The organism is Mycobacterium kyorinense (assembly GCF_001672775.1).
GTDB lineage: Bacteria > Actinomycetota > Actinomycetes > Mycobacteriales > Mycobacteriaceae > Mycobacterium > Mycobacterium kyorinense_A.
Genome location: NZ_LZKJ01000133.1, coordinates 16,844 through 32,603, shown reverse-complemented (window position 1 = coordinate 32,603; position 15,760 = coordinate 16,844). Strand labels below are relative to the sequence as shown.

The 15,760-nt window shown below is 67.3% G+C and carries 15 protein-coding genes, 1 pseudogene and 1 riboswitch; of the genes and pseudogenes, 7 read left to right on the top strand and 9 right to left on the bottom strand.

What is annotated here, in order from left to right:
• Positions 1–100: 100 nt before the first annotated feature.
• From A5707_RS14510 to A5707_RS14500, 3 genes are read right to left on the bottom strand one after another with little or no spacing between them, the layout of a single operon-like run.
• Entirely contained in the window at positions 101–1,102 is a 1,002-nt protein-coding gene (locus A5707_RS14510) for an NAD(P)H-dependent flavin oxidoreductase (RefSeq protein ID WP_065015161.1), read from the bottom strand.
• Positions 1,099–1,851, bottom strand: coding sequence for a 3-hydroxyacyl-CoA dehydrogenase (locus A5707_RS14505; protein WP_065015160.1), 753 nt, complete (start codon positions 1,849–1,851; stop codon positions 1,099–1,101). Before A5707_RS14505 ends, A5707_RS14510 begins: the two co-directional genes overlap by 4 nt.
• A gap of 54 nt (positions 1,852–1,905) precedes the next feature.
• Complete coding sequence (locus tag A5707_RS14500) at positions 1,906–2,988, bottom strand: CaiB/BaiF CoA transferase family protein (protein WP_065015159.1); 1,083 nt, start codon at positions 2,986–2,988, stop codon at positions 1,906–1,908.
• A gap of 111 nt (positions 2,989–3,099) precedes the next feature.
• Between A5707_RS14500 and A5707_RS14495 the strand changes: the two genes are divergently transcribed.
• The gene (locus tag A5707_RS14495) at positions 3,100–3,900 is read left to right on the top strand and encodes an enoyl-CoA hydratase (RefSeq protein WP_065015205.1); all 801 of its coding nucleotides are present in this window, start codon (positions 3,100–3,102) and stop codon (positions 3,898–3,900) included.
• Positions 3,901–3,928: 28 nt separating this feature from the next.
• Here the strand turns inward: A5707_RS14495 and A5707_RS14490 are convergent, their stop codons facing one another.
• Both A5707_RS14490 and A5707_RS14485 read right to left on the bottom strand, forming a co-directional pair.
• Positions 3,929–4,651 (bottom strand): CPBP family intramembrane glutamic endopeptidase, encoded by a 723-nt coding sequence (locus A5707_RS14490; RefSeq protein ID WP_065015158.1) that lies wholly within the window; start codon positions 4,649–4,651, stop codon positions 3,929–3,931.
• On the bottom strand, positions 4,648–5,787 hold the full coding sequence (locus A5707_RS14485) for an NAD(P)H-binding protein (RefSeq protein ID WP_065015157.1): 1,140 nt from the start codon (positions 5,785–5,787) through the stop codon (positions 4,648–4,650). The genes A5707_RS14490 and A5707_RS14485 overlap by 4 nt, the downstream gene beginning before the upstream one ends.
• A gap of 362 nt (positions 5,788–6,149) precedes the next feature.
• Between A5707_RS14485 and A5707_RS14480 the strand changes: the two genes are divergently transcribed.
• From A5707_RS14480 to A5707_RS14470, 3 genes are read left to right on the top strand one after another with little or no spacing between them, the layout of a single operon-like run.
• Positions 6,150–7,232, top strand: a complete 1,083-nt coding sequence (locus A5707_RS14480) for a type III polyketide synthase (protein WP_065015156.1) — start codon at positions 6,150–6,152, stop codon at positions 7,230–7,232.
• 3 nt (positions 7,233–7,235) lie between these two features.
• Positions 7,236–7,736 carry an isoprenylcysteine carboxyl methyltransferase family protein gene (locus A5707_RS14475; protein WP_065015155.1) on the top strand — a complete coding sequence of 167 codons (501 nt, stop codon included), beginning with the start codon at positions 7,236–7,238 and terminating at the stop codon, positions 7,734–7,736.
• Positions 7,733–8,746 (top strand): NAD(P)/FAD-dependent oxidoreductase, encoded by a 1,014-nt coding sequence (locus A5707_RS14470; RefSeq protein ID WP_065015154.1) that lies wholly within the window; start codon positions 7,733–7,735, stop codon positions 8,744–8,746. Before A5707_RS14475 ends, A5707_RS14470 begins: the two co-directional genes overlap by 4 nt.
• Before the next feature lie 13 nt (positions 8,747–8,759).
• On the opposite strand, the gene A5707_RS14465 is transcribed toward A5707_RS14470, so the two are convergent.
• The 4 genes and pseudogenes from A5707_RS14465 to A5707_RS14450 form a co-directional block, all read right to left on the bottom strand.
• Positions 8,760–9,548 carry a crotonase/enoyl-CoA hydratase family protein gene (locus A5707_RS14465; protein WP_197495336.1) on the bottom strand — a complete coding sequence of 263 codons (789 nt, stop codon included), beginning with the start codon at positions 9,546–9,548 and terminating at the stop codon, positions 8,760–8,762.
• Positions 9,545–10,693 carry a thiolase family protein gene (locus tag A5707_RS14460; protein ID WP_065015153.1) on the bottom strand — a complete coding sequence of 383 codons (1,149 nt, stop codon included), beginning with the start codon at positions 10,691–10,693 and terminating at the stop codon, positions 9,545–9,547. Before A5707_RS14460 ends, A5707_RS14465 begins: the two co-directional genes overlap by 4 nt.
• A gap of 79 nt (positions 10,694–10,772) precedes the next feature.
• A pseudogene (locus tag A5707_RS23875) lies at positions 10,773–10,879 on the bottom strand (antitoxin); the annotation flags it as partial.
• Positions 10,880–10,906: 27 nt separating this feature from the next.
• Complete coding sequence (locus A5707_RS14450; protein WP_065015151.1) at positions 10,907–11,665, bottom strand: MBL fold metallo-hydrolase; 759 nt, start codon at positions 11,663–11,665, stop codon at positions 10,907–10,909.
• Positions 11,666–11,733: 68 nt separating this feature from the next.
• Between A5707_RS14450 and A5707_RS14445 the strand changes: the two genes are divergently transcribed.
• The 3 genes from A5707_RS14445 to metE all read left to right on the top strand — a co-directional run bounded on the left by A5707_RS14445 (position 11,734) and on the right by metE (position 15,720).
• The gene (locus A5707_RS14445) at positions 11,734–12,327 is read left to right on the top strand and encodes a TetR/AcrR family transcriptional regulator (protein WP_065015150.1); all 594 of its coding nucleotides are present in this window, start codon (positions 11,734–11,736) and stop codon (positions 12,325–12,327) included.
• A gap of 10 nt (positions 12,328–12,337) precedes the next feature.
• Positions 12,338–12,988: an SDR family oxidoreductase gene (locus tag A5707_RS14440; RefSeq protein WP_065015149.1), complete on the top strand. Its 651-nt coding sequence runs from the start codon at positions 12,338–12,340 to the stop codon at positions 12,986–12,988.
• Between the two features lie 112 nt (positions 12,989–13,100).
• Positions 13,101–13,313: riboswitch (cobalamin riboswitch) on the top strand.
• Between the two features lie 130 nt (positions 13,314–13,443).
• Positions 13,444–15,720, top strand: a complete 2,277-nt coding sequence (metE, locus tag A5707_RS14435; protein WP_065015203.1) for a 5-methyltetrahydropteroyltriglutamate--homocysteine S-methyltransferase — start codon at positions 13,444–13,446, stop codon at positions 15,718–15,720.
• Positions 15,721–15,760 lie beyond the last annotated feature (40 nt).

The following is a 15,760-nucleotide window of genomic DNA, read 5'->3' as shown; positions in this document are numbered from 1 at the left end:
TGTTGCCTGACTCCTCCTCAGCCGCCATGCGGCTGCATCGTCGTCAGGCGCCGCCCTAATTGCCTGACTCCTCCTCAGCCGCCATGCGGCTGCATCGTCGTCAGGCGGAGATCTTCTCGTCTTCGTCGCTGCTGACCATGTCACCCAGTCGGCCGGTGATCAGTTCTTCGGCCTCGGCGACGATCCGCGACACCAGCTCTTCGACTGACGGAATGTCGTTGATCAGCCCCATCGCGGTGCCCACCGACCAGATGCCGGCCTCCACGTCGCCGTCGTCGAACACTCTGCGGCCGCGCGCTCCTGCCACCAACTCCTGCACGTCGGGGAACTGGCCGCCCTTGTCGAGGATGTCGACGACCTCACGTGAGACGGTGTTAGACGCCACCCGCGCGGTGTTGCGCAGCGGACGGAAGATCAACTCGGTGCCGCGCTCGTCGCCGGCGACGATGGCTTCCTTGACGTTCTGGTGAATGCACGACTCGACCGTGCACATGAATCGCGAGCCCATGTTGATGCCGTCGGCGCCCAATGCCAGCGCGGCGACCAGTCCACGCGCGTCGGCGAACCCGCCGGAGGCGATCATCGGGATGTCGATCTTGGCCGCGGCCGCCGGGATCAGCACCAGACCCGGGATGTCGTCCTCACCGGGATGGCCGGCGCACTCGAACCCGTCGATGCTGATGCCGTCGACCCCCAGGCTCTGCGCCTTGACCGCGTGGCGCACCGAGGTGCACTTGTGCAGCACCTTGATCCCGTTGTCGTGGAACATCGGCAGATGCGGCGCCGGGTTGGAGCCGGCGGTTTCGACGATCTTGATACCGGCGTCGACGATGACCTGGCGGTATTCGTCGTAGGGCGGCGGGTTGATCGTCGGCAGGATCGTAAGGTTGACCCCGAACGGCTTGTCCGTGAGGTCTCGCGTCTTGGCGATTTCGTTGGCCAAATCGGCGGGGGTGGGCTGGGTCAGCGCGGTCAAGAAACCCAGCGCCCCCGAGTTGGCGACGGCTGCCACCAACTCCGCACGGCCCACCCACTGCATGCCGCCCTGCACGATCGGGTGCTCGACCCCGAACGTCTCGGTGAACTTCGTCGTCAGACTCATCGCGGCGCCATCCGGATCGCGCCGTCCAGCCGGATCACCTCGCCGTTGAGCATCGGGTTTTCGACGATGTGCACGGCCAGCGCGCCGTACTCGTCGGGCTTGCCCAGCCGGCTCGGGTGCGGCACCTGCTGGCCCAGCGACTCCTTGGCCGGCTCGGGCAGACCCGCCAGCAGCGGGGTGTCGAACAGCCCGGGCGCAATGGTGACCACCCGGATGCCCTTGCCGGCCAGGTCGCGGGCAATCGGCAGGGTCATGCCGACCACGCCGCCCTTGGATGCCGAATACGCGGCCTGACCGATCTGGCCGTCGAAGGCCGCGACCGAGGCAGTGTTGATGATGACGCCGCGCTCTTCGCCGAGCAGGTCGGTCTTGGCGATCCGCTCAGCACCCAACCGCAGCACGTTGAACGTCCCGATCAAGTTGATGTCGACAACCTTGCGGAACGCCTCCAGCGGGAAGACACCGTCCTTGCCCAGCACGCGAATGGCGTTGCCGGTGCCGGCGCAGTTGACCACGATCCGCAGCGGGCCCAGCGTCTCGGCCAGGTCGAGCGCGGAGGTGACAGCGTCTTCGTCGGTGACATCGGCCGGGGCGAAGCGGGCGCGCTCGCCGAGCTCGCGAACCACGTCCTCACCTTTGAGGTCAAGCACGACCACCTGCGCGCCCGCGTCGAGCAGCCGCTTGGTGGTGGCCAGGCCCAGGCCCGACGCTCCCCCGGTGACGAGTGCTGCGGCGTCTTTGATCTCCACGCGAACATTTCCTTTCCGGCCGACCGCAGGTGTCGACCTACTGGTTGGTCGGGACTATACCCAGTCGTCGAGGACGGCTTCGGCGTTGCCACGGGGCTGTACCGGTGGGCGCGGCCTGTCGGTGACACTGCGCGAGAACCGCGGCGCCGGTAGCGGCTGCAGTCCGCCGTCGTCCTGGTAGAAGGTGTTGCGCTCGGTGACGTGCGGTTCGGCTTCCACCTCGCCGAACGCCAGGATGGGCGTCACACAGGCGTCGGAATCGGCGAACACCCCGGCCCAGTGATCGCGGTCTTTGGCGGCGAAGGCCTCGGTGAGCCGGGCTCGCAATTCCGGCCAGCGCGCGACGTCGTTTTGCCCCGGCAGGTCGGCGGGGTCCAGGCCGAGGCCGGACAGCAGCGCCGCGTAGAACTGCGGCTCGATGGCGCCCACCGCGACATAGCGGCCGTCGGAGCATTCGTAGGTGTCGTAGTAGGGCGCGCCGCCGTCGAGCATGTTGGTGCCGCGCTCGTCGGACCAGACGCCGGACGCGCGCATCCCCCACATCATCTGCACCAGCACCGACGACCCGTCGATCATCGCTGCGTCGACAACCTGGCCCTTGCCCGAGGTTTGCCGCTCCCACAGCGCAGACAAGATGCCGACCAACAGGAACATCGACCCGCCGCCGAAGTCGCCGACCAGGTTCAGCGGCGGCACCGGCCGCTCGCCCGCTCGGCCGATGGCGTGCAGGACGCCGTTCAGCGAGATGTAGTTGATGTCATGTCCGGCCTGCTGGCTGCGCGGACCGGTCTGGCCCCAGCCCGTCATCCGGGCATACACCAAGCGGTCGTTGACCTTCGCGCAGTCCTGCGGGCCCAAGCCGAGCCGCTCGGTCACGCCGGGCCGGTAGCCCTCGATCAGCACGTCGGCCTTCGCGGCCAGCTTCAGAACCAGGTCGCGTCCCTCGTCGGATTTGAGGTCGGCGGTCACCAGCCGCCGGTTGCGCAGCGTGGACTGCGGGGTTCCCGCGCCGGGCGAGCCCGGCCGTTCGATGCGCACGACGTCGGCGCCGAGGTCCCCGAGGATCATCGCGGCATGCGGGCCCGGCCCGATGCCTGCCAGTTCGACCACCCGCAACCCGGACAGCGGTCCCGCCATCTACGACCTCCTTGTCGAAAACAACCGGCTTGTCACCACGAACAACCCGCCCCTCGCATCTTCGCAGCCGCCCCCGGCTGCCATGCAGCCCGGTCACTTAAGGTGATCCGCATGGTGAATTCAGCCGTCCTCACGCCCGTTGAAGGCCTATCCGTGACGCTGGCCGACGGTGTGCTGTCAGTGACGATTAATCGGCCGGACAGCCTCAACTCGCTAACGACGCCGGTGTTGGCCGGCATCGCCGAGGCCATGGAACGTGCCGCTGTCGATCCGCGGGTCAAGTTGGTGCGGCTCGGGGGCGCCGGCCGGGCCTTCAGCTCCGGCGCCGGGATGAGCGCCGACGACGTGTCCGGTCGGGGCCCGGCGACTGACATCATCGTGGAAGCCAACCGCGCGGTCCTTGCGATCACTGCGGTGCCGCGACCGGTCGTCGCGGTCGTGCAGGGACCGTGCGCCGGTGTCGGGGTATCACTGGCCTTGGCGTGCGATCTTGTATTGGCTTCGGACGCAGCGTATTTCATGCTCGCCTTCACGAAGGTGGGCTTGATGCCCGACGGCGGCGCGTCGGCGTTGGTGGCCGCCGCGATCGGCCGTACCCGGGCGATGCGGATGGCGTTGCTGGCCGAACGCCTCCCCGCCACCGATGCACTGGCCAGCGGCCTGATCAGCGCGGTGTATCCGGCGGCCGCCTTCGACGAGGAGGTCGACAGGGTGGTGTCCGGGCTGCTGTCCGGCCCGGCAGTGGCCTTCGCCAAGACGAAGGAGGCCATCAACGCGGCCACGCTCACCGAGTTGGAGCCGGCGCTACACCGCGAGATGCAAGGTCAGGCGAAGCTGCTGAAGGCCCACGACTTCATCGAGGGCGCGACGGCCTTCCAACAGCGCCGCACTCCGAATTTCACCGATCGCTGAGGTCGGAGCGCATCGCACTGAGCGACGGCTAGAACCCGAACAGCGGTGGCAGCGCGAGTATGACGACCAAGCTCCACACAAAGTGGGTCAGTATCGGTGCCAACACCCCGCCGGTCGCGCGGCGCTCCAATGCGCACACCGCGCCGAGGATGATCGCCGCGAACCCCAGCATCAGATTCTGGCTGGCCAGCGTGGCGACGACGTAGATGACCGTCGAGATGACTACCGGGTGGTGTCGGCCCAACGCGGTGTACAGCGCCCCGCGGTAAAACAATTCCTCAGCGATAGCACCTAACAACGCGATGGCCAAAGTCAGCCGCCACGACCCCTGGTCGGCGAATTGGAAGACCCGGGTGATCAGATCCGAAACGGCCGGAATCTGTTTGGCGATCACTCCTCCGAGCACGAAGACGCCGCCCAGCACCAAGCCGGTGGTGCTTCCGGTGATGACCGGGCGCTGGTTGCGGCCGCGCCAACAGATTCCGCCCAGGTGGAGCGGTCCGGAGGCAAACGCGCCGACCAGCCACACCGCACTCAACGCCAGCGTCAACCAGTAGAAGCTCGCCTCGCCGGGACGCCGGGTCATGGATAATCCCAGCACTACCGCGCCGAGCACCAACACGATCGCGACGACGATGCGCCGCCTGCGCACCACCGAAGGCGGCTCATGGTGCGGCACTGCGACATTGGTGATCGCGCGACGGATCTCCTGCAACGCGCTGGTGTGCGGGCGAGTGCTCAGGTCGGTCATGCAGGACGCCCCTTCGGGGTCAGAGTGATCAGGATGTCGAGACCGGTTCGCAGTGCACCGGCAATCGGACCGGGAACGGCATTCACCAGCCCAAGACCAGACCGGGCGATCGGCGGCGTCACCGCTTTGGCGAGCCGACGGATGCGCAGCGTGTCACCGCCGGCCCACCCCGGATCGCTGTCGGCGAGGTGATGGGGGTCGGCCAGCGCGTTGACCGGCTGCGGCCGGGGGTTGGACAACGCTCGGGTGATGGCTTCGTCGACGCCGATCAGCCCGCCGGGCGGGTCGGGCACCAGCTCCCGCAGGCCGGGGCCACATGCCCGCATCGGGTGATCCAACGACTCGACCAGGTCGGCGGCCAATCCGTCGGGCACCGGCAATGCGATCGCGGTGACGCGGGAGGCCACCGCGGTGTCCACACCTCGCACCGGCAGGCCGGTGTGCCATTTGCCGGAAATGCGCGCATAGGTTTTCAGCAGTTCCCGATACGACGTGGTGTCGGGGCCGGCGATGTCGTAGGCGCCCGCCGGTACTTGTGCCGGGTCAGCGGCGGCGACGAGGTAGTGCAGCACGTCCCGGATGGAGATCGGATCCACCGGGTTGTCCATCCACGGCGGTATCGGCATGAGCGGAAACCGGTCGCCGACATAGCGCAGCATCTCGAACGACGTCGAGCCGGCGCCCAGGATCAGCGCCGCCCCCAGCCACACCACCTCGGGCCCGCCCTCGGTGGTGAGCGCCGCGGCCACCTCGGCCCGGCTGGTCAAGTGCTCGGACAAATTGTCGTCATCGGGTACGAAGCCACCCAGGTAGACGATGCGCTTCACCTCAGCGTCCTTGGCGGCGGCCGCGACATTGGCGGCCGCGCTCTGGTCGGCGTCGCGGAAGCCGGGCTGACCGATCGCGTGCACCAGGTAGTAGATGACGTCGACGGGGCCGGCGACGGCCAGCGCCGCACGCGTCGAGGCAGGATCGGAGGCATCCAGCGCAACCGCAGTGATGTCGTCGACCCAGCCGAACTGGCCCAGCCGTGCCGGGTCGCGCGTCGCGGCGAACACATGATGTCCGTCGGCAAGCAGCGCGGTTACCAGGCGCGATCCGATGTAGCCCGTGGCGCCGGTCACAAGAATCCGCACAGCTCCCAACCTAGCGATGATGACGGTGCCGGTGGGGTGGAAACGTGCGCCGACTAGTCCGCTGATGACTGCTGCGATATTTTCGGGCTGCGCTGCCTGACCCGGTCCGCACAACCGACGCACCGAATTTTGGGTCGCTCTAAATCATCACGCCGCCGTGATTTGCTCCACCTGTCGCACCGCCCCGCTCAGCTGAGTTCGCTTGCGAGACAATGACTTAACCATCATCGCAACGAAGGTTTCCGAGGAACCAAAACGCGCGTCAGCCGATTAAGCGGCGCTTTCGCATTACACACGTGTGCAATTTTTTGGTTGAACTATCAATGCGCCAGTAACGTACTGCCTACATGGATAATGACAGGATGCGCCCCGAGACCTCTGGGCTGCGCGTAACGACGGACAGCACGTCGGCAGCCCCCTCTCTCGCGGCGGTGGCGATCGAGTTTCCGCCGCACTTCAACAGTCAAGACGACATAGCCTCAGCGGTGACCGGCTTCGGCGGCGCCGAATTCGCCCGGTTTACCGCCAGCAGCGGAGTGGCCTCGCGCCACCACGCGCTGCCCCTGTCGCGCTACGCCGAACTGAGCGGCTTCACCGAGGCCAACGACGCTTTCCTCGAGGTCGCCCTGGATCTCGGCGAGCAGGCGTTGCTGTCGGCGTTCGACGCCGCCAAGGTCAAACCTTCCGAGGTCGACATCGTCGTGTCGACGACGGTGACCGGGCTCGCGGTGCCCACCTTGGAAGCGCGATTGGCCACCCGCGTGGGCCTGCGGCCGGACGTCAAACGCCTGCCACTGTTCGGACTGGGCTGCGTGGCCGGCGCCGCCGGCGTCGCCCGGCTATCCGACTACCTGCGCGCTTACCCCGACCAAGTGGCGGCGCTGCTGGCCGTCGAACTCTGCTCATTGACCATTCAGCGAGACGACCATTCGATGGCCAACCTGGTGGCCTCCAGCCTCTTTGGGGACGCCGCAGGCGTCGTCATCGCCAAAGGCTCCGATCGGCCGGCCACTGGGCCGCGGGTACTGGCGAGCCGCAGCCGCATCTACCCCGACACCGAAGACGTGATGGGCTGGAACATCGGCACCCAGGGGTTCCAGATCATTTTGTCCGTCGAAGTTGCCACCGTCGCCGAGAAGTACCTGGGCGAAGACGTCCGCGAGTTCCTCAGCGACCACGGGTTGACTACTTCCGACATCTCGACATGGGTTTGTCACCCCGGCGGTCCGCGGGTGATCGATGCCGTCGAAAACGTCCTGGACTTGTCCGCCGACGCCCTGGATCACACCCGGAATTCGTTGCGCACCAACGGTAATCTTTCGTCGGTGTCTGTGCTCGACGTGCTTCGGGCCAACATGGCCGATCCACCGCCGCCGGGTTCGCTGGGGCTGATGATCGCGATGGGCCCGGCCTTCTGCTCTGAACTCGTGCTGCTCGGCTGGTAGATCGTGTACTACCTGCTGATCCTGGCGATCGGCATCGAACGGCTGGTCGAGCTGGTCATCTCCAAGCGCAATGCACGATGGGCATTGGCAAATGGCGGTAAAGAGTTCGGCCGCAAGCACTATCCGGTCATGGTCGGCATCCATGCCGCCCTGCTGCTCGGCTGTGTTCTCGAGGTGTGGGCGCTGCATCGGCCGTTCATCGGCTGGCTCGGCTGGCCGATGCTGGCGGTGGTGGCGTCCAGCCAGGTCTTGCGTTGGTGGTGTGTGACGACGCTGGGCCGTCGCTGGAACACCTTGGTGATCGTCGTGCCGCACGAGCCATTGGTGCGACGAGGGCCCTACCGGTGGCTGCACCATCCGAACTATGTGGCTGTGATCGCCGAGGGGGTGGCGCTGCCGTTGGTGCATTCGGCGTGGCTGACCGCGGCCGGATTCACACTCGCCAATGGGCTGCTGCTGAGTGTGCGCATCCGGGTGGAGAACCAGGCCCTGGGTTACGCATGACGTACGACGCTGATCTGCTGGTTGTCGGTGGCGGTCCGGCGGGCCTCGCTACGGCGTTACACGCTCGCAGGCAAGGGCTTTCGGTGGTGGTGGCCGAGCCGCGGGAGGATCCGATCGACAAGGCCTGCGGTGAGGGTTTGATGCCCGGCGGTCTGGCCGAACTCACATCGCTCGGCGTGGACCCCGCGGGGCTGCCGTTCCGCGGCATCGCGTATGTGAACGAACACCGGCGGGCCGAGGCACGCTTTCGCGACGGCCCCGGCCGGGGCGTGCGACGCACCACCCTACATTCGGCGTTGACGGCCCGCGCCAAAGAACAAGACACCGAATGGGTTTCGGCGCGGGTCGACAGCATCACGCAGGACGCCACCGGCGTGACCGCGGCCGGTGTGCGGGCAAAGTGGTTGGTGGCGGCCGACGGCCTGCACTCAGCGGTGCGGCGCGCCGTCGGGATCACCGCGGTCGCCGGGCGACCGCGCCGCTACGGCGTACGCCGGCACTACGCGGTGCCGGCGTGGTCGGAGTTCGTCGAGGTGTACTGGTCGCGGTGGGGTGAGGCATACGTGACGCCGGTCGAGCCGGATTTGGTCGGTGTCGCGATCCTGTGCAATGGCCGGCCGCAGCTGGAGTGGTTCCCGCGACTGGCACGTCGACTACACGGCGCCCAACCTGGACGAGCGCGCGGCTGTGGTCCGCTGCGCCAAGTGGTGTCCCGACGCGTCGCCGGCCGGGTGCTGTTGGTCGGCGACGCAGCGGGTTACGAGGACGCCCTGACCGGTGAGGGCGTCAGCCTGGCGGTCAAGCAGGCCGCCGCAGCGATCAACGCCGTCGTCGACGAGACTCCCTGGTCGTACGAACAGGCGTGGCGGCGCATCACCCGCGACTATCGCCTGCTCACCCGCACCCTGGTGCTGGCCACCGTGCCACGCCCGGCCCGGCATGCCATCGTTCCGGCCGCCCAGGCGCTGCCCGGCGTTTTCCGGCACGCCGTCAACACGCTGGCGCAATAGTGGTCGCGGCCCGTCAGCGGGCCTTCCACACTGGTGGGCGCTTCTCGGCGAAGGCCAGCGGCCCTTCTTTGGCGTCCTCGGATTTCAGCAGCGTGCCGAACTCACGAGTGGTCCGCGCCCACGCGGGTTCCTCGTCGGGGATGACCCCGTCGTCGGCGCCGTAGGCGATCCGCTTGCTGGCCTGCACCGACAGCGGCGCGTTCACGGTGACCCGCTCGGCCAGCGCCAACGCGGCCTCCAGCACGGTGCCGTCCGGCACAACCTGGTTGATCAGGCCCCACTTGGCGGCCTCGGCCGCACTGATCGGCTCACCGGTCAACAGCATCTGCAGACCCACTTTGCGGGGCAGCTGGTCGACGATCCGGAACACCCCGCCAGCACCGGCGATCAGCCCCACCTTGACCTCGGGCAGCCCGAACTGCGCGCGCTCCTCGGCGACCACCAAGTCACTGGCCAGCGCCAGCTCGGTGCCGCCGCCCAGGGCGGTGCCGTTGACCGCCGCGATCGTCGGCTTATCGATGAAGTGATGCACGTAGCCGGCGAATCCCCACTCCGCATGGTCAGGGTGGTACAGGTTCTCCCGCCGCGAGATCGCCTTGAGATCGGCGCCGGCGCAAAACGATTTGTCGCCGGCGCCGGTGATGACGACCGCCCGCACCTCTGCGTCGTTTTGCGCCTGCTCCAGCGCGTCACCGACAGCGGTACTCACTGCCCCGTTGACGCAGTTGCGGGCTTCAGGCCGGTTGATCGTGATGATCAATACGTTGCCGCGACGCTCGGACAGCGCAGCCGGTTGGGTCACAGCAATTCCAGAATGGTGGCGTTGGCCTGACCGCCGCCCTCGCACATTGTCTGGAGCCCGTAACGAATCCCGTTGTCCCGCATGTGATATAGCAGCGTCGTCATCAGCCGCGCCCCGGACCCGCCGAGTGGGTGGCCGAGCGCGATCGCCCCGCCCTTGGGATTGAGCTTCTTCTCGTCGGCGCCGATGTCTTTCAGCCAGGCCAACGGCACCGGCGCGAACGCCTCGTTGACCTCGTAAGCACCGATCTCGTCGAGGCTCAGCCCGGAGCGCTTCAGCGCTTTTTGGGTCGCCGGGATCGGCCCGGTCAGCATGATCACCGGGTTGGAGCCGGCCAGCGTCGCGGTGTGCACCTTGGCGATCGGCTTGAGGCCCAACGACTTCGCCTTCTCCGCCGACATGAACAGCAGAGCAGCCGAACCGTCGGAGATCTGGCTGGAGTTACCGGCGTGGATCACGCCGTCCTCTTTGAAGGCCGGCTTGAGCTGGGCCATCTTCTCCATCGGTGTGCCGCGCCGGATGCCTTCGTCTTTGAGCACCGTATTGCCGTCCTGGTCTTTGATGGCAACGATCTCATCGTCGAATGCCCCGGAATCTTGGGCAGCAGCGGCTTTTTCGTGAGACTCCAGGGAGAACTGGTCGAGCGTGGTGCGGTCGAATCCCCACTGCTCGGCGATCATCTCGGCGCCGATGCCCTGGTTGGGGACCGCTCCGTCGTAGCGGTCCAGGAAGCCCTGCGGGAAGGGCCTGCCACCGCCCGCGAGCGACGAGCCCATCGGCACCCGCGACATCGACTCGACACCGCCGGCGACGACGACGTCGTAGTGGCCGGCGACCACACCCGCGGCGGCGAAGTGCACCGACTGCTGGCTGGACCCGCACTGGCGATCGACGGTGACGCCGGGCACGCTCTCGGGCCAGCCGGCCGTCAGCAACGCGGTGCGACCGATGTCGAGGGCTTGCTCACCGGCTTGCATGACACATCCCCAAATCACGTCGTCGACGATCTCGGGGTCGACGCCGGCCTTCTCGACCAGCCCGTTGAGAACCTGGGCGGACAAATCGGCAGGATGCACCCCGGACAGACCACCGTTGCGTTTGCCGATCGGTGAGCGCACTGCTTCGACGATGACGGCTTCAGCCATGACGTTCTCCTTAAGACATGAGGTTGTGTCTCGATTGTTGACCACCCGTCGGACGGCTTGCGACGGGGGTGCTGCGGGGACGGCGAGCAAGCTCGGACAGAATCGCGCCGGCGGTCCGGTCCTCTCTTCGCGCTCGCTCCTTCACCGCCAGCAGGACGTCGTCATGATCGAGAGGGTCGTGCGCATGCATTAGGCGCTTCCGCATCAACTTCATTACGCCGATGCAGGCACGAGGCGCTGCCCGGGGCTGATCACAGTCACCGGCACAGCCGGGGCCAGTTGCTCGGCCGCCCGGACGAAGGCCTGCGGATCGGCCTGCGCTTTGGTCAACAGCCGATCTCCGATCGGCCCGCTGGTGAACGCATAATGGTGCGGTATCGCGACTGCCGGCCGCAGCGCCGCGACCAGCCGGGCCGCGTCATAGGCATCCATCACGACCTTTTTGTTGAACATCGGCCGAATCCGCAGCCCGTTGGTAGGAACGAGCGCCACGTTGATGGTCGGGAAACGATCGGGCAGTTGGTCAAGCTCGGGGATATACAGCGTGTCGCCAGCGAAATACACCGTGTGCTCGTCGCTTTGGATGACAAAGGTAATCTCTTCGACCGCGTGTTTAGCCGGCGCAGCGGTAACGGTCACCGGACCGAGCCGCACCGCTTGCCAGGGTTGCAGCGCCGTTACGTTCGAAAAGCCGCGAGCTGCAGCGCGTTTGGCGACCGGAGTGCAAACCAACAGCGGGACGAACTTGTCGGGATAGCGCTGTAACTCGTCGAGGTCGCAATGGTCGTAGTGATGGTGGCTGATGAGTACGCCGTCCAGTCGCGGGAGCTGGCCGACGCCGAGCGCAACGGGCTCGCCGGGATGGTAGGCCGCTTTTTCGCTGAACCACGGATCGGTGAGCAGGGTGAGTCCGCCGATCTCGATCAGGTGGCAGCTGTGGGTGATCCGGGTGACCGCGAGTATTGACGACATGGCCCCACTCCGTTCTGTAGACGTCTGTCTACTGACTTATGTATACAGACGGGTGTATATATAAGTCAATGGTCACGGCGAAATCCCGGATGCGAAACCCGCGAGGCAAGGGCGCGCAGCTGCGCGAGGATCTCGTCGCGGCGGCGCGACGGCTGCTGGATCGTTCTGGACACGAGTCCGCGGTGACAATCAGGGCGGTAACCCGGGAAGCGGGTGTGGCGCCGCAGAGTTTTTACCTACACTTCCCCACCCGCGACGATCTGTTGCTCGTACTTTTCCGCGATGCGCACCGCCAGCTGTACGACCGGATGCAGTCGGCCGTGGACGGTATCCGAAACCCAAAGCGCCGTTTGCGCGCGATCTGCGCGGCGTATCTTTCCTTTTCACGCGAACAGCCGGCCGCCTACCGCACTTTGATGGGCACCGTTGGCGAGGTGCATGACTGGAAACCGGATGAGCTTCCTGGCATCGAGTCGTTCACCTTGCTGCACAACGCGGTCGCGGATGTGCGCGGCACGCTGGCCGAGGAAGCGCATGTCGTGTCGGCGACGCTGTGGGCCCAACTGCATGGGATCGCCGAGCTGACTCGCACCAGGCCCACCTTCCCGTGGCCGTCCTCCGACAAACTGCTCGATCAAGTGGTGGCAGCTGTCGGCGGGTAGCGTCGGCGGCATGGCACGCATCGTCGTCATCGGCGGCCACGGCAAGGTCGCATTGCATCTGGCCCGAATCCTGACCGAGCGCGGCGACGAGGTGACGTCGGTTTTCCGTAACCCCGACCATGCCGAGGAAGTTGCCCTTACCGGCGCCACACCCGTCGTCGCCGACATCGAGCAACTCGACACCGATGCCCTCGCCGACCTGGTGGCCGGACATGACGCGGTGGTGTTCTCCGCCGGCGCCGGTGGCGGCAATCCGGCCCGCACCTACGCGGTCGACCGCGACGCCGCCGTGCGGGTCATCGACGCCGCCGCCACGGCCAACGTGCGGCGCTTCGTGATGGTCTCCTATTTCGGCGCCGGACCCGACCACGGTGTGCCGCAAGATGATCCGTTCTTCCCCTATGCCGAGGCCAAGGCCGCCGCCGACGCCCACCTGCGCAGCAGTGACCTCGACTGGACCATCCTGGGGCCCGGCCGGCTGACCCTGGAGCCCGCGACCGGGCGCATCGCCGTCGGTGCGGCGCCGCATGGCCGGGAGGTCACTCGCGAAGATGTCGCGCTGGTGGCGGCGGCCGTGTTGCACGACGACGCGACGATCGGGCGAACGATCGAGTTCAACAACGGCGACGTGCCCATCGTCGAAGCACTGGCCGCTGACTAGGCGATCACAAGCGCGGCGAAGCCGGGCGCTGGGGGCACCCCCAGCCGCGAAGCGGCGAGGGGGACGGGTCGCCGCCATCAGACCTAGTAGTCTCGGCTACGCAGCTGGTCTGCCGTCACCCCAAGGTGTCGGCTTCGAGCGAGGCATGTTAGCCGTGCGTCGCGAGAGGGAACCCGGTGAGAATCCGGGACTGTCCCGCAGCGGTATGCAGGAACGACCGCCGTCTACAAGCACTGGTCACCGACCGGGAAGCGACGGCCAGTAGGAGCACCCACCGGGTGCGCGCCTGCGAGTCCGAAGACCTGCCGGCTGTGCCGGACGCGCCGCGTCCGGCGGCTCACCGCCTCGTGGGATGGGCGTTGGCCGTACCGGTTGCCGTGCCCCATGGGCGCCGTGCATCCGATCGGCTGTGCGTCTGTTGGCGGTGACCACCACGTCGAGTGAAGGACGAACACGTGACCGCTCAACCGTTTAGCGCCACCATCACCGGCTCCCCGCGCATCGGCCCGCGCCGCGAACTCAAGCGCGCGACCGAAGGCTACTGGGCCGGCCGGACCAGTCGATCCGAGTTGGAGTCCGTCGCCGCCACCCTGCGTCGCGACACCTGGGCGGAACTGGCGGCGGCCGGGCTGGACTCGGTCCCGGTGAACACGTTCTCCTACTACGACCAGATGCTCGACACCTCGGTGCTGCTGGGCGCGCTGCCGGCCAGGGTCGCCAACATCGCGGACGAGTTGGACCGGTACTTTGCGGCCGCCCGCGGTAACGACGACGTCGCGCCACTGGAGATGACCAAGTGGTTCGACACCAACTACCACTACCTGGTTCCCGAGATCGCGCCCGGCACCCGATTCGAGCTGCATCCCGACAAGGTGCTCGCCGAGCTGAAAGAGGCCCGCGACCAAGGGATTCCGGCACGCCCAGTGGTCATCGGCCCGATCACCTTCCTGCTGCTGAGCAAGCCGGTCGACGGTGCCGGCGCACCGATCGAGCGCCTCGACGAACTGATCCCGGTCTACACCGAGTTGCTGTCGCTGCTGGCCGACAACGACGCGCAGTGGGTGCAGTTCGACGAGCCGGCGCTGGTGACCGACATTGCCGAAGACGCGGCCGCGCTGGCCGAACGGGTCTACACCGCGTTGGGCTCGGTGGGCAGGCGGCCGGCCATCCATGTCGCCACCTACTTCGGCGATCCCGGCGCCGCGCTGCCTGCACTGGCCCGCACGCCGGTCGAGGCGATCGGCGTGGACCTGGTCCGCGGCGCGGACACCGAGCTGGCATCGATTCCCGAACTGGCCGGTAAGACGCTGGTGGCCGGTATCGTCAACGGCCGCAACGTCTGGCGCACCGACCTGGAGTCGGCGCTGAGCCGGCTGGCGACGCTGGTGGAGTCGGCGCAGGCGGTCGCGGTGTCGACGTCGTGCTCGACGCTGCATGTCCCCTACTCCCTGGCCTTGGAAGAGGGCGCCACCGAGCTGGACGACAACCTGCGCAGCTGGCTGGCCTTCGGGACCGAGAAGGTGCACGAGGTCGTCACGCTGGCGCGTGCGCTGCGCGACGGCCGCGACGCGGTGGCCGACGAGATCGCGGCCTCCAACGCCGCGGTGGCGTCGCGCCGTTCGGATCCGCGGCTGCACAACGGCCAGATCCGCGCCCGCATCGACTCGATCGTCGCCTCGGGCGACCGACGCGGTCCCGCGGCCGATCGCCGCAGCAGCCAACAGGAACGGCTCCAGCTGCCGCTGCTGCCCACGACGACGATCGGCTCCTACCCGCAGACCTCGGCAATCCGCAAGGTCCGGGCAGCGTTGCGGGCCGGCGAGATCGACCAGAGCGAGTACGTCGCGCGGATGAAGTCTGAGATCGCCGACGTCATCGCCCTGCAAGAGCAACTCGGCCTCGACGTGCTGGTGCACGGCGAGCCGGAACGCAACGACATGGTGCAGTACTTCGCCGAGCAGCTCGACGGATTCTTCGCCACCCAGAACGGCTGGGTGCAGTCCTACGGCAGCCGCTGCGTACGCCCGCCGATCCTCTACGGCGACGTGGCGCGGCCGGGTCCGATGACCGTCGACTGGATCACCTACGCGCAGTCGCTGACCGAGAAGCCGGTTAAGGGCATGCTTACCGGCCCGGTGACGATCCTGGCGTGGTCGTTCGTCCGCGACGACCAGCCGCTGGCCGATACCGCCGAACAGGTTGCGCTGGCGATCCGCGACGAGACGGTGGATCTGCAATCCGCGGGCATCGGGGTCATCCAGGTCGACGAGCCCGCGCTGCGGGAGTTGTTGCCGCTGCGGCGCGCCAACCAGGACGCCTACCTGCAGTGGGCAGTCGGCGCGTTCCGGTTGGCGACGTCCGGGGTGGCCGACTCGACGCAGATCCACACTCATCTGTGCTATTCGGAGTTCGGCGAAGTGATCGGCGCGATCGCCGATCTGGACGCCGATGTGACGTCCATCGAGGCGGCCCGCTCGCACATGGAGGTGCTCGACGACCTCAACGCGGTCGGCTTCGCCAACAGCGTGGGCCCGGGCGTCTACGACATCCACTCGCCGCGGGTGCCCGGCGAGTCGGAGATCGCCGCATCGCTGCAAGCAGCATTGAAAGCCGTTCCCGCAGAGCGGCTGTGGGTCAATCCCGACTGCGGGCTGAAGACGCGCAGCATCGACGAGGTGAAGGCGTCGCTGCAGCACATGGTGAGCGCTGCGGCGAAGGTGCGTGAAGGCTAGTCGCCCACGTCGGTCACGCTGGCGTGACGCTCGGCGGCGG